Origin of the sequence: Klebsiella scottii (assembly GCF_036561945.1) — a bacterium.
GTDB lineage: Bacteria > Pseudomonadota > Gammaproteobacteria > Enterobacterales > Enterobacteriaceae > Klebsiella > Klebsiella scottii.
This window is the reverse complement of sequence record NZ_JARXNI010000017.1, coordinates 38,413-52,247: the sequence shown is the minus strand read 5'-3', so window position 1 is coordinate 52,247 and position 13,835 is coordinate 38,413. Positions and strand designations below refer to the sequence as shown.

Genomic DNA, 13,835 nt, shown 5'->3' with positions numbered 1-13,835 from the left:
GCCGTTAAACAAGTTGGCCGCTATGCAGGAAAACACTCCGCAATCCGATACCACGTTTTCGTTGAATCGCGTTACCTTTCGCGTGCCTGGCCGTACGCTGCTGCATCCGCTTTCGTTAACCTTCCCGGCTGGAAAAGTGACCGGCCTGATTGGTCATAACGGTTCCGGTAAATCGACGCTGCTGAAAATGCTCGGTCGCCATCAGCCGCCGTCAGACGGCGAGGTGCTGCTCGACGGTCAGCCTCTCGATAGCTGGAGCAGCAAGGCGTTTGCCCGCAAAGTGGCCTATCTGCCGCAGCAGCTGCCCCCGGCAGAGGGGATGACGGTGCGTGAGCTGGTGGCGATTGGACGCTATCCGTGGCACGGGGCGCTGGGGCGCTTTGGCGCGACCGATCGACAGAAGGTCGAGGAGGCCATTGCGCTGGTCGGACTGAAACCCTTGGCGCATCGGCTGGTCGATAGCCTCTCCGGCGGCGAGCGCCAGCGCGCGTGGATTGCCATGCTGGTGGCCCAGGACAGCCGCTGTCTGCTGCTGGATGAGCCAACCTCGGCGCTGGATATCGCCCACCAGGTTGACGTGCTGGCGCTGGTGCATCGCCTGAGCCAGCAGCGCGGCCTGACGGTGATTGCCGTGCTGCATGATATCAATATGGCGGCCCGCTACTGCGACTATCTGGTGGCCCTTCGCGGCGGCGAGATGATTGCTCAGGGCACGTCGGCTGAGCTGATGCGTAGCGAAACGCTGGAACAAATTTACGGTATCCCGATGGGAATTCTGCCGCATCCGGCGGGCAGTGCGCCGGTAAGCTTCGTCTATTAATGGATAAAAACAACGTGATCACCCGTCGGCGTTTACTGACGGCGATGGCGCTATCGCCGCTGCTGTGGCAGATGCGCGGCGCGCGGGCGGCGGCCGTCGATCCGCAGCGCATCGTGGCGCTGGAGTGGCTGCCGGTAGAGCTTCTGCTGGCGCTGGGCGTCGTGCCGTATGGCGTCGCTGATATCCCGAACTATCGCCTGTGGGTTAATGAACCGGCGCTGCCGGCTTCGGTCATTGACGTCGGGCTGCGCACGGAACCCAATCTTGAACTGCTGACGCAGATGAAACCTTCATATATCGTCTGGTCGGCAGGCTATGGCCCGTCGTCTGAGAAGCTGGCGCGTATTGCGCCGGGGCGCGGATTTACCTTCAGCGACGGCAAGCGGCCGCTGATGATGGCGCAACAATCGCTGAATGAGATGGCCGAGCTTATCGGCAAGCAGCAGGCCGCGAAGCGCCATCTGGCGGAGTTCGATGCGCTGATGGACGAACTGCGCCCGCGTTTCGCCCGCCGAGGCGATCGGCCGCTGCTGATGATTAGCCTGCTTGACCCGCGTCATGTCCTGGTTTTTGGTAATAACTGCCTGTTTCAGGAAATCCTCGAACGCTTTGATATCAAAAATGCCTGGCGCGGTGAGAGCACCTTCTGGGGCAGCGTGACCGTCGGTATCGACCGGCTGGCGGCCTACAGGGATGTGGACGTGATCTGCTTTGACCACGGCAACGATAGCGAAATGGCGCAGCTGATGAACACCCCGCTGTGGCGGGCAATGCCGTTTGTCCGCGAAGGGCGCTTCCAGCGCGTTCCGGCGGTGTGGTTTTACGGTGCTACGCTATCGGCGATGCACTTTGCCCGCGTGCTGGCCGACGCTCAGGGAGGTCCGGCGTGAGATCGCGAATTTCCCCTCTGGCGGCTCTGCTGCTGGCCATACTGCTGATTGCCGCCTTCGCGCTCAGCCTTTTCAATCTCCGGATCGCGCTGCCGCAGAACGAGTGGCGTCAGGCGCTGTGGCAGCCGGATATCGATAATATCGCCCAGATGCTGTTTCACTACAGCCTGCTGCCGAGGCTGGCGGTGTCGCTGCTGGTGGGCGCTGGCCTGGGGCTGGTCGGCGTCCTGTTTCAGCAGGTGCTGCGCAACCCGCTGGCGGAACCGACGACCCTTGGCGTCGCGACCGGCGCCCAGCTGGGGATGACGGTCACCGTGCTGTGGGCGATCCACGGCGTGCTGGCATCGCAGTTTGCCGCCCTGGCGGGCGCGTGCCTGGTGGGCGCGCTGGTGTTTGGCGTCTCCTGGGGTAAACGATTGTCGCCGGTGACCTTGATTCTCGCCGGCCTGGTGGTCAGCCTTTACTGCGGGGCGCTTAATCAGCTGATGGTCATTTTCCATCACGACCAGCTGCAGAGCATGTTCCTGTGGAGTACCGGCACCCTGACGCAGACCGACTGGAGCGTGGTGCAGCGGCTGTGGCCGCAGCTGCTCGGCGGGGCGATGCTGACGCTGCTGCTGCTGCGACCTCTCACCCTGATGGGGCTGGACGACGGCGTTGCGCGCAACCTCGGCCTGGCGCTCTCCCTGGCGCGTCTTGGGGCGCTGACGCTGGCTATTGTTCTCAGCGCGATGCTGGTGAATGCGGTGGGGATTATCGGCTTTATCGGCCTGTTTGCCCCGCTGCTGGCAAAAATGCTCGGCGCCCGCCGCCTGCTCTCGCGCCTGCTGCTGGCGGCGCTGATTGGCGCGCTGATCCTCTGGCTCTCCGATCAAATCATTCTGTGGCTTGCCCGCGTCTGGATGGAGGTGTCAACCGGATCGGTGACGGCGCTGGTCGGCGCGCCGCTGCTGCTGTGGCTGCTGCCGCGCCTGCGCAGTATTAGCGCTCCGGTGATGAACGCGGGCGATAAGGTGCCGGCTGAGCGACACAACGTGCAGTGGTTTGCGCTCGGCGGTTTACTGATTCTGCTGCTGGCGCTGACGGCGGCGCTGGCCTTTGGCCGCGACGCCCAGAGCTGGCACTGGGCCAGCGGTACGCTGCTGGATCAGCTGATGCCGTGGCGCTGGCCGCGGATTCTGGCGGCGCTGTTCGCCGGGGTGATGCTGGCGGTGGCGGGCTGTATTATTCAGCGCCTGACCGGCAACCCGATGGCCAGCCCGGAAGTGCTGGGGATCAGCTCCGGCGCGGCGTTTGGCGTGGTTGTGATGCTGTTCTTCGTCCCCGGCAACGCCTTTGGCTGGCTGCTGCCAGCCGGCAGCCTGGGCGCGGCGGCGACGCTGCTGGTGATTCTGGTTGCTGCCGGACGCGGCGGCTTTTCGCCGCACCGGATGCTGCTGGCGGGCATGGCCTTGAGCACCGCGTTTACCATGCTGCTGATGATGCTGCAGGCCAGCGGCGATCCGCGGATGGCGCAGATTCTGACGTGGATCTCCGGGTCGACCTACGGCGCGACGCCGGAGATGGTGGCGTATAGCGGCAGCGTGATGCTGGTGCTGTTGGCCCTGGCGCCGCTGTGCCGCCGCTGGCTGACGATCCTGCCGCTCGGCGGCGAGGCTGCTCGTGCGGTAGGCGTTGCGCTGACGCCGTCGCGCATCGGCCTGCTGCTGCTGGCCGCCTGCCTGACGGCCACGGCAACGTTGACCATCGGCCCGTTAAGCTTTGTCGGTCTGATGGCGCCGCATATTGCGCGCATGATGGGCTTCCGCCGTACGATACCGCATATGGTGATGTCCGGGCTGATTGGCGGCCTGCTGCTGGTCTTTGCCGACTGGTGCGGGCGAATGATTATGTTCCCGTATCAGATCCCGGCGGGCCTGCTGTCGACCTTTATCGGCGCGCCGTACTTTATCTATTTGCTGAGGAAGCAGAGCCGCTAGCCTGTCGCGGCGATGGGCCGTTATTCCGGGCGAGGCGTGATGCTCGCCCGGGAGCGCGTGGACTACAGTTTGGCGAAGGCGCTGCGCGCGGCGGCGATGGTATGGTTGATATCTTCTTCGCTGTGGGCAACGGACATAAATCCGGCTTCAAACGCTGAAGGCGCCAGGTAAACGCCCTCTTCCAGCATCAGGTGGAAGAAGCGCTTAAAGCGCTCAACGTCGCACTTCACCACGTCCTGATAGCAGGTGACGGTTTCGGCGTCGGTAAAGAAGATGCCGAACATGCCGCCAACGTTATTCACTACCAGCGGAACGCCCGCGTCGCGCGCGGCGTCCAGCAGCCCCTGGGCCAGCTGGTTGGTTAAATCCGTCAGCGTCTCGTGAACTCCCGGCTGCGCCACTTCGCTTAAGCAGGCGAAGCCCGCCGCCATGGCGATCGGGTTGCCGGACAGGGTGCCCGCCTGATAGACCGGGCCGGTCGGCGCCAGCGCATCCATCACTTCGCGACGGCCGCCGAAGGCGCCCACCGGCATGCCGCCGCCGATGATTTTGCCCAGACAGGTCAGGTCAGGGACCACATCGTAGTAGGACTGGGCTCCGGCCAGGGCAACGCGGAAGCCGGTCATCACTTCATCAATAATCAGCAGGGCGCCAAATTCGTCGCACAGCGCGCGCAGGCCCGGCAGGAACTCCGGCTGCGGCGGGATGCAGTTCATATTTCCGGCTACCGGTTCAACGATAATGCAGGCAACGTCGTGCGGATACAGCTCGAACGCGGCACGGACCGAAGCCAGGTCGTTATAGGTGCAGGTCAGCGTGTGTTTGGCGAAATCGGCCGGCACGCCCGGAGAATTCGGCTGGCCGAGGGTCAGAGCGCCGGAGCCCGCTTTGACCAGCAGACAGTCGGCGTGGCCGTGGTAGCAGCCTTCAAATTTGATGATTTTGTCACGGCCGGTAAAACCGCGCGCCAGGCGAATGGCGCTCATGGTGGCCTCGGTGCCGGAGTTAACCATCCGCACCATATCCATCGTCGGTACCAGCTCCGTCACCAGCGCCGCCATTTTCACTTCCATTTCCGTCGGCGCGCCAAAGCTCAGGCCGCGCTGCGCCGCTTCAATCACCGCATTGCGAATGGCCGGGTGGTTATGACCGAGTACCATTGGGCCCCAGGAACCGACATAATCGATATAGGCTTTACCGTCGACGTCGTACAGATAGGCGCCGTCCGCACGTTCGATAAACAGCGGCGTGCCGCCAACGCCGCTGAAGGCTCGTACCGGCGAGTTAACGCCGCCGGGGATAAGTTCACGCGCGGCGCTAAAGAGAGTTTCAGATTTGCTCATTGCCTGGTTCCTGGTTCGTGAAAAATGTTTTGCTGGTTATTCTAAGTTATTCCAGGATAGTTATGAAAGTTTTGCCCAATTGAAACAAAGCGCGAACGGTGAATATTTTCCGCGACGGGGGGCCGGCTGGCAGTTAAAATGCCCTTGGTGCTATTTGTATGACTATTAACCGACGAGAGTATGAAAGCAGAAGCCTCCTCTTTTGAAGCAAAACAAATCGTGCGCTTGCGTCGCGGCGACGTGGTTCGCCGCTTAGTTCAGCGAGACAAAACGCCGCTGGCAGTGCTGCTAATGGCCGCCGTCGTCGGAACCCTGGCCGGGCTGGTGGGGGTCGCTTTTGAAAAGAGCGTCAATTGGGTGCAGAACCTGCGCATCGAAACCCTGGCGCAGGTGGCGGACCACGAGCTGCTGGTCTGGCCGCTGGCCTTTATCACCTCCGCGCTGCTGGCGATGGTCGGCTACTTTCTGGTGCGTCGGTTTGCGCCGGAAGCGGGCGGCTCAGGGATCCCCGAAATAGAAGGGGCGCTGGAAGAGCTGCGCCCGGTTCGCTGGTGGCGGGTGCTGCCGGTGAAGTTTATCGGCGGGATGGGGACGCTGGGGGCCGGCATGGTGCTGGGCCGGGAAGGGCCGATGGTGCAGCTCGGCGGGAATCTTGGGCGCATGGTGGTGGATATTTTCCGCATGCGCAGCCCCGAAGCGCGCCATACGCTGCTGGCAACCGGCGCCGCCGCGGGCCTCTCCGCCGCGTTCAACGCGCCGCTGGCGGGGATCCTGTTTATTATTGAAGAGATGCGCCCGCAGTTTCGCTACAACCTGATCTCCATTAAAGCCGTTTTTACCGGCGTGATTATGTCGAGCATCGTATTTCGCATTTTTAACGGGGAAGGGGCGATTATCGAGGTCGGTAAGCTGAGCAATGCGCCGGTCAATACCCTGTGGCTGTATCTGATTCTGGGGATGATTTTCGGCGCGATTGGCCCGCTGTTTAACACCCTGGTGCTGCGTACGCAGGATATGTTCCAGCGTCTCCACGGCGGCGATCTCAAAAAATGGGTGCTGATTGGCGGCCTAATCGGCGGCGGCTGCGGTATTCTCGGGCTGCTTCAGCCCGCGGCGGCGGGAGGCGGGTTTAACCTCATTCCGATTGCCGCGGCGGGTAACTTCTCCGTTGGCCTGCTGCTGTTTATTTTTATCGCCAGGGTGATAACCACGCTGCTGTGCTTCTCTTCCGGCGCGCCCGGCGGGATTTTTGCGCCCATGCTGGCGCTGGGAACCTTGCTGGGAACGGCATTCGGTATGGCGGCGACGCCGCTGTTTCCGGCCTATCATCTGGATCCCGGCACCTTTGCCATCGCCGGAATGGGGGCGCTCCTCGCCGCGTCGGTGCGCGCGCCGCTGACCGGAATTGTGCTGGTGCTGGAGATGACCGATAACTATCAGCTCATTTTGCCAATGATTATTACCTGCCTCGGCGCAACACTACTGGCTCAATTTCTGGGGGGTAAGCCCTTGTATTCAACTATCCTTGAACGAACGCTGGCGAAACAGGCCGCTGAACAGGCGGCAAAAGCGCGTGCGGTTGCCGGGGAGAATACTTGAACGATTTACCAGGGTATTAGATAATGGCTCAAAAGGTCCGGTTATTCTTTAACCGGATCGGCAGTATCAATGGGAGCATAAAATGAGTGATGATGTCGTGTTGCCGCTGGAGTTTACCGAAGCCGCAGCCAAAAAAGTAAAATTCCTGATTGCTGATGAAGACAATCCGAACCTGAAGCTGCGCGTTTATATCACCGGCGGCGGCTGCAGCGGTTTCCAGTACGGCTTCACCTTCGACGATCAGGTTAACGAAGGGGATATGACCATCGAGAAACAGGGCGTAGGCCTGGTGGTTGATCCAATGAGCCTGCAGTATCTGGTCGGCGGTGCCGTCGATTACACTGAAGGCCTCGAAGGCTCACGGTTTATCGTGACCAACCCGAATGCGAAAAGCACCTGCGGCTGTGGATCTTCATTCAGCGTCTGATTTATCCCGCCGAAGTAAGGCCCAGGGACGGGCCGCGCAGCCGGCGCAACTTGTCCGACTGCGGCCTGCAGGACGCTGGTTTACGCCATGAAGCCGCTTTCTAACGCCCGTTATCATCCAGCGCAAACGTCGGCAGCTTCAGGTGCCAGCGGATTGCCGCCAGCCGAATGAGCAGCGTCACGGCCATGCCCATCATCGCCGAATTTTGCAGCGACACGTGAAAAGTATCGTAGGCCGTTGCGTGCACGATACCGCCGACAATGCAGGCCGTCGCATAGATTTCGGTACGTAAAATCATCGGGATTTCACGCGCCAGCACGTCGCGAATAATGCCGCCGCCGACGCCGGTAACTACCCCCATGCAGACCGCAACCAGCGGACCGCTGTGGGCGATAAAGGCCTTATTGACGCCGATGCCGACAAATACCGCCAGGCCGACGGCGTCGAGCACCGGCAGTATCCATTTAGGCAGCCGGCGCGGTTGGCGTACCAGCAGGATCGTCAGCATGCTGGTCACCATTGCCACCACCAGGTCCGTTGGGTCTTTAACCCAGAACACCGGGCCGTTGGCGAGCGCCATATCGCGGATCGTCCCGCCGCCCACGGCGGTAACGACCCCCAGCACCAGCACGCCGAAAGGGTCCATACGCAGTTTGCCAGCCAGCAACACGCCGGAGATCGCAAATACGGCTGTGCCAATAATATCCAGCCAATAGACTAGCATCGTCAGTTCCCGCTTAGCGCCTGCTTAACAGGCGATTATTTTACCTGCTCGAGCGCAGTACAGAGTTGTTTTGCGGCGAGGATAATACGTGGGCTCGCGCGTTCAAACCAGTCGCTATGCAACGCAATCAGCGAAATTTTTAACTGATTATGCCAGTAGCGTTCGACTTCGGGAATTTTGCGGGCATCGCCGGTAATGACAATGGCCTGCGGCTGCCTGGCGAGAACCTGCTCGCGGCTGACCTGGGGCCAGGGCGCTTTACTGGCAGCGAAAATATTCTCGCCGCCGCACAGCGTCAGCACCTGATCCTGAATCGATCCCTGACTGCTGGTAAAAAGAGGGTTGCTGCCAAACTGGAGAAAGACGCGCTTCTTCGGGAGGTGAGCGTAGCGGGCTTTCAGCGCGCTATAGTCGTCCAGCATCTGCTGCGCCGCCTGACGGGCCTTTTCCGGCTGAGGGCTCCACTGCGCCAGCTGCCGCAGGGTGGTGATAATCTCTTCGATGGTGGCGGTATCGACCCAGATGACCTTGATACCGAGGGCGCTTAGCTGATTAACCTGGCGCTCGGCGTTGCCTCCGCGCCACGCCAGGACCAGGTCGGGCTTGAGGGCGACAATGCGTTCCAGATTCATCCCCTGCCAGCTGGAAACCTGCTCGATGCCGGCGGCTTCCGGCGGGTAGTCGGAATAGCTGCTGACGCCCACCGGCGTGATGCCGGCCGCAAACGCCAGCTCGGTATTGGCCGGGGATAGCGTAATCACCCGCGGCGCGGCAAACAGCCACGCCGGGGCCAGCAGCAGCAGGGCGGCAAGCGCCTGTTTTAGCGATTTAGCCACGCGTCAGGTTCTGCACCAGATTTTCCACCATCAGAGTGGACTGCCTGGCGGCGACGGCGAGGAACTCGTCGAAGCTCAGATGGGACTGCTGATCGGCAACGTCGGAGATGGCGCGAACCACCACGAACGGAACGCCAAAGTTATGGCAAACGTGCGCAATGGCGGTGGCTTCCATTTCGACCGCCACGGCCTGCGGGAAGTTATGGCGGATTTTCGCCAGCCCGACGGAGCCGTTGATGAAAGCGTCGCCGCTGACGATCAGACCGCGTACCGCGTTAAGATTCAGCGCTTCGATGCTGGTTTGCGCGGCGGCAATCAGCTTGTCGTCGGCTTTGAAGCCTGCCGGGCAGCCCGGCAGCTGGCCGTATTCGTAGCCGAATGCGGTCACATCGGCGTCGTGGTAGCGCGTTTCGTCGGAGATCACGATATCGCCGACTTTTAGCGTTGGCTCGAGACCGCCCGCGGAACCGGTGTTGATAATCACGTCCGGCTTGCAGATTTCCAGCAGCAGCGCCGCGCCCATTGCCGCGGCAACTTTGCCGATCCCCGATTTCAACAGGGCGATGTCGGTACCGTGAAGCTGGCCGGTGTAGATTTCGCTGCCGCCGAGGGTGATAGTCTGGCGGTTTTCGATTTTGTCGCGCAGAAGGGTAACTTCTTCTTCCATAGCGCCAATAATGCCGATTTTCATAGATTTACTCGCGATGTGTCAGGTTTAGTTGCATAGTCTATCATGCACTCAAAGGGAAACGTTATTGCTCGCGAGCGGGAGAGGCTATGGCAAAGATTGATTTTCGCAACAAGATTAACTGGCACCGACGCTATCGCTCGCCGCAGGGCGTCGAAACGGAACGTGAAATCCTGCGTATTTTCGAAAGCGACCGCGGGCGCATTATTAACTCCCCGGCCATTCGCCGTTTACAGCAGAAAACCCAGGTCTTTCCGCTGGAACGCAACGCGGCGGTGCGTACCCGGCTAACCCATTCCCTCGAAGTGCAGCAGGTCGGGCGCTACATAGCAAAAGAGGTCCTCAGCCGGCTGAAAGAGCAGAAACTGCTGACGGCCTACGGCCTGGATGAACTCGGCGGACCGTTTGAGAGCATCGTCGAGATGGCGTGCCTGATGCACGACATCGGCAACCCGCCGTTCGGCCATTTTGGCGAGGCGGCAATTAATGACTGGTTCAGCCAGCGCCTGGCGCCCGACGATGCGGCTAACGAACCGCTGCCTAACGATCCCTGCACGGTGGAGGTGCTGCGCCTGCGGCCGGGCGAGGAGTCGCTGAACGCGCTGCGCGGCAAGATCCGCCAGGATCTATGCTGGTTTGAGGGAAACGCCCAGGGTATTCGTTTAGTACATACGTTAATGCGAATGAATCTTACCTGGGCGCAGGTTGGCTGTATTCTTAAATATACCCGCCCGGCCTGGTGGCGCGGCGAAACGCCCGCCAGCCACAGCTATTTAATGAAGAAACCTGGTTATTATTTAGCCGAAGAAGGCTATATTGCGAGGTTACGTAAAGAACTTGATCTGGCTCCTTACAATCGCTTCCCTTTAACATGGATTATGGAAGCGGCGGACGATATCTCATATTGTGTTGCCGATCTGGAAGATGCGGTAGAAAAGAGAATTTTCAGCGTGGAGCAACTATATCAGCACCTTTACGATGCGTGGGGGCAGCATGAAAAAGGTTCGCTATTTTCTCAGGTCGTAGAAAATGCGTGGGAAAAATCACGTTCTAATTCTCTAAGCCGGAGCACGGAAGATCAGTTCTTTATGTATTTGCGGGTGAATACGCTGAATAAACTGGTGCCATATGCGGCCCGGCGTTTTATAGATAACATCGCGAAGATTTTTAGCGGTGATTTTAATCACGCGCTGCTTGAGGATGATAGCGACTGCAGTCAGCTGCTGGAGCTATATAAAAACGTGGCGATAAAACATGTGTTTAGCCATCCGGATGTTGAGCAGCTGGAATTGCAGGGCTATCGCGTTATTAGCGGCCTGTTAGATATCTATCAGCCGCTGCTGAAATTGTCGCTGGAGGAATTCAGCTTATTAGTAGAAAAAGAGAGAGTGAGAAGTTTGCCTATCGCTTCGCGACTATTTCAGAAACTTTCAACACGACATCGGCTGGCCTACGTTGAGGCGGTAAACAAAATTCCGGGAGATTCCGCAGAGTTTCCGCTGATGGAATACTATTATCGCTGCCGCCTGATCCAGGACTATATTAGCGGGATGACGGACCTGTATGCATGGGATGAATATCGGCGGCTGATGGCGGTAGAATAGGTACAGGTTTTGTAAAGACGGACAATAATTTTTTACTTTTTGGCAGTGCTTAATTCCGGAACTTAGCGCGATAAAATGACTCTGATAGTCACTTACATAGCAATTCTGCGTTATCTAAAATCGAGATTGAGACATATGAAAAAAACCACGTTAGCAATGAGTGCACTGGCTCTGAGTTTAGGTCTGGCGTTATCCCCGCTCTCTGCGAGCGCGGCAGAAACAGCTTCTTCGGCGACCAATGCGCAGCAGATGCCAAGTCTGGCCCCGATGCTGGAAAAAGTCATGCCGTCGGTCGTCAGCATTAACGTTGAAGGCAGCACGACCGTGAATACTCCGCGGATGCCGCGCAACTTCCAGCAGTTCTTCGGCGACAACTCGCCGTTCTGCCAGGACGGTTCTCCGTTCCAGAGCTCTCCGTTCTGTCAAGGCGGCGGGCAGGGCGGCGGCGCGCCGGCTGACGGCGGCCAGCAGCAGAAATTCATGGCGCTGGGCTCCGGGGTGATTATTGATGCGGCGAAAGGCTATGTCGTCACCAACAACCACGTAGTGGACAATGCGACGACCATCAAAGTTCAGCTCAGCGACGGCCGCAAGTTTGACGCCAAAGTGGTGGGTAAAGACCCGCGTTCCGATATTGCGCTGATTCAGATTCAGGATCCGAAAAACCTGTCGGCAATCAAGCTGGCTGATTCTGATGCCCTGCGCGTAGGCGACTACACCGTGGCGATTGGCAACCCGTTTGGCCTGGGTGAAACCGTGACTTCCGGTATTGTTTCCGCTCTCGGCCGCAGCGGCCTGAACGTGGAAAACTACGAAAACTTTATCCAGACGGATGCGGCGATTAACCGCGGTAACTCCGGCGGCGCGCTGGTGAACCTGAACGGCGAGCTGATTGGTATCAATACCGCGATCCTGGCGCCGGACGGCGGCAACATCGGCATCGGTTTTGCCATCCCGAGCAATATGGTGAAAAACCTGACCGAGCAGATGGTCAAATATGGCCAGGTGAAACGCGGTGAGCTGGGGATCATGGGGACCGAGCTGAACTCCGAGCTGGCAAAAGCGATGAAGGTCGATGCCCAGCGCGGCGCCTTCGTTAGCCAGGTGATGCCGGGTTCTGCCGCGGCGAAGGCCGGAATCAAAGCCGGGGACGTGATCACCTCGCTGAACGGTAAACCGATCAGCAGCTTTGCCGCACTGCGCGCGCAGGTCGGAACGATGCCTATCGGCAGCAAGGTCGAGCTTGGCCTGGTGCGCGATGGCAAACCGGTAACCGCGACCGTCGAACTGCAGCAGAGCAACCAGACTCAGGTTGATTCCAGCACCATCTTCAACGGTATCGAAGGGGCTGAAATGAGCAACAAGGGCCAGGATAAAGGCGTGACGGTCAATAACGTCAAGGCCGGGACTCCTGCGGCGCAGATTGGCCTGAAGAAAGGCGATATTATCGTCGGCGCTAACCAGCAGCCGGTGAAAAATATTGCCGACCTGCGCAAAATCTTTGACGCTAAACCGTCGGTGCTGGCGCTGAATATTCAGCGCGGTGATAGCACTATCTACCTGTTGATGCAGTAATCTCTGTCGGCTAAACCGGCCCCTTCTCCTCGCCTGAGGGAAGGGGCTTTTTTTTACCCTGCACCGGGCCCGATCTTTCATTCTGTGATTCCTTCCACAACTCCATACTTCTCTCCCGTGCTTTGTGCATACGCACAATGCGCGGCTAACCTAACTCTTTTATGCTGATGCCCTGCTCAGGGGAGGGTTACATGGCTGGCTGGCATCTTGATACCAAAATGGCGCAGGATATTGTGGCGCGTACCATGCGCATCATTGATACCAATATCAACGTAATGGATGCCCGTGGGCGCATTATCGGCAGCGGCGATCGCGAGCGTATTGGTGAATTGCACGAAGGCGCGCTGCTGGTTCTCTCGCAGGGACGTATTGTCGATATCGATGATGCGGTAGCCCGTCACCTGCACGGCGTACGTCAGGGGATCAACCTGCCCCTGCGCCTGGAAGGGGAAATCGTCGGCGTCATCGGCCTGACCGGAGAGCCAGAAACGCTGCGCAAGTATGGCGAGCTGGTGTGCATGACCGCAGAAATGATGCTGGAACAGTCCCGGCTGATGCACCTGCTGGCTCAGGATAGCCGCCTGCGTGAAGAGCTGGTGATGAATTTGATTCAGGCGGAAGAGAACACCCCGGCGCTAACCGAATGGGCGCAGCGCCTGGGAATCGACCTGAATCAGCCGCGGGTGGTGGCCATGATTGAAGTCGACAGCGGCCAGCTGGGCGTGGATAGCGCTATGGCGGAGCTGCAGCAGCTGCAGGCGGCTCTGACCACCCCCGACCGTAATAACCTGGTGGCGATTGTCTCATTAACTGAGATGGTGGTTCTTAAGCCCGCGCTGAACGCCTTTGGCCGCTGGGAAGCGGAAGACCACTGCAAACGGGTCGACCAGCTTATCGCCAGAATGAAGGAAAACGGCCAGCTGCGGTTCCGCGTGGCGTTAGGCAACTTCTTTACCGGGCCCGGCAGCATTGCGCGCTCGTATCGTACCGCTCGCACCACCATGATGGTCGGCAAGGAGCGCATGCCGGAGAGCCGGAGCTATTTTTATCAGGATTTGATGCTGCCGGTGCTGCTCGATAGTCTGCGCGGCGGCTGGCAGGCCAACGAGCTGGCCCGTCCGCTGGTTCGCCTGAAGGCGATGGACAATAACGGCCTGCTGAGACGCACGCTGCAGGCCTGGTTTCGCCATAACGTTCAGCCGCTGGCGACCTCGAAGGCGCTGTTTATTCATCGTAATACGCTGGAGTATCGGCTGAATCGTATTTCAGAGCTGACGGGGCTGGATCTGGGCAGTTTTGACGATCGGCTGCTGCTGTATATTGCGCTGCAGCTGGATGAACAGAGATAGG

Annotated in this window: 12 protein-coding genes; 8 read left to right on the top strand and 4 right to left on the bottom strand. The window is 59.4% G+C overall.

The window, feature by feature from the left end:
* Positions 1–22: 22 nt before the first annotated feature.
* The 3 genes from fhuC to fhuB are packed head-to-tail and all read left to right on the top strand — an operon-like array spanning position 23 to position 3,689.
* Positions 23–820 (top strand): Fe3+-hydroxamate ABC transporter ATP-binding protein FhuC, encoded by a 798-nt coding sequence (gene fhuC / locus QFI97_RS00510; RefSeq protein ID WP_346430376.1) that lies wholly within the window; start codon positions 23–25, stop codon positions 818–820.
* Positions 820–1,710: a Fe(3+)-hydroxamate ABC transporter substrate-binding protein FhuD gene (gene fhuD, locus QFI97_RS00505; protein WP_346430375.1), complete on the top strand. Its 891-nt coding sequence runs from the start codon at positions 820–822 to the stop codon at positions 1,708–1,710. Before fhuC ends, fhuD begins: the two co-directional genes overlap by 1 nt.
* A complete protein-coding gene (gene fhuB, locus QFI97_RS00500) occupies positions 1,707–3,689 on the top strand; it encodes a Fe(3+)-hydroxamate ABC transporter permease FhuB (protein WP_346430374.1) in 1,983 nt (660 codons plus the stop codon). Before fhuD ends, fhuB begins: the two co-directional genes overlap by 4 nt.
* Before the next feature lie 62 nt (positions 3,690–3,751).
* Here the strand turns inward: fhuB and hemL are convergent, their stop codons facing one another.
* Positions 3,752–5,032 (bottom strand): glutamate-1-semialdehyde 2,1-aminomutase, encoded by a 1,281-nt coding sequence (hemL, locus tag QFI97_RS00495; RefSeq protein WP_095103673.1) that lies wholly within the window; start codon positions 5,030–5,032, stop codon positions 3,752–3,754.
* Positions 5,033–5,212: 180 nt separating this feature from the next.
* Between hemL and clcA the strand changes: the two genes are divergently transcribed.
* Both clcA and erpA read left to right on the top strand, forming a co-directional pair.
* The gene (clcA, locus tag QFI97_RS00490; RefSeq protein ID WP_346430373.1) at positions 5,213–6,631 is read left to right on the top strand and encodes a H(+)/Cl(-) exchange transporter ClcA; all 1,419 of its coding nucleotides are present in this window, start codon (positions 5,213–5,215) and stop codon (positions 6,629–6,631) included.
* Positions 6,632–6,713: 82 nt separating this feature from the next.
* Positions 6,714–7,058, top strand: a complete 345-nt coding sequence (erpA, locus tag QFI97_RS00485) for an iron-sulfur cluster insertion protein ErpA (RefSeq protein ID WP_095103670.1) — start codon at positions 6,714–6,716, stop codon at positions 7,056–7,058.
* 100 nt (positions 7,059–7,158) lie between these two features.
* On the opposite strand, the gene QFI97_RS00480 is transcribed toward erpA, so the two are convergent.
* From QFI97_RS00480 to mtnN, 3 genes are read right to left on the bottom strand one after another with little or no spacing between them, the layout of a single operon-like run.
* Positions 7,159–7,782, bottom strand: a complete 624-nt coding sequence (locus tag QFI97_RS00480; protein WP_095103669.1) for a TRIC cation channel family protein — start codon at positions 7,780–7,782, stop codon at positions 7,159–7,161.
* A 35-nt stretch (positions 7,783–7,817) separates the two neighbouring features.
* Positions 7,818–8,618, bottom strand: a complete 801-nt coding sequence (gene btuF / locus QFI97_RS00475) for a vitamin B12 ABC transporter substrate-binding protein BtuF (RefSeq protein ID WP_095103668.1) — start codon at positions 8,616–8,618, stop codon at positions 7,818–7,820.
* Positions 8,611–9,309, bottom strand: a complete 699-nt coding sequence (gene mtnN / locus QFI97_RS00470) for a 5'-methylthioadenosine/S-adenosylhomocysteine nucleosidase (protein ID WP_095103666.1) — start codon at positions 9,307–9,309, stop codon at positions 8,611–8,613. Before mtnN ends, btuF begins: the two co-directional genes overlap by 8 nt.
* 86 nt (positions 9,310–9,395) lie before the next feature.
* Here mtnN and dgt point away from each other — a divergent pair, with 86 nt between their 5' ends.
* The 3 genes from dgt (at position 9,396) to QFI97_RS00455 (ending at position 13,834) form a co-directional block, all read left to right on the top strand.
* Complete coding sequence (dgt, locus tag QFI97_RS00465; RefSeq protein ID WP_346430372.1) at positions 9,396–10,910, top strand: dGTPase; 1,515 nt, start codon at positions 9,396–9,398, stop codon at positions 10,908–10,910.
* 135 nt (positions 10,911–11,045) lie between these two features.
* The gene (gene degP, locus QFI97_RS00460; RefSeq protein WP_133600603.1) at positions 11,046–12,485 is read left to right on the top strand and encodes a serine endoprotease DegP; all 1,440 of its coding nucleotides are present in this window, start codon (positions 11,046–11,048) and stop codon (positions 12,483–12,485) included.
* Between the two features lie 191 nt (positions 12,486–12,676).
* Entirely contained in the window at positions 12,677–13,834 is a 1,158-nt protein-coding gene (locus tag QFI97_RS00455) for a CdaR family transcriptional regulator (RefSeq protein WP_346430371.1), read from the top strand.
* The last annotated feature ends 1 nt before the right edge of the window (position 13,835 follow it).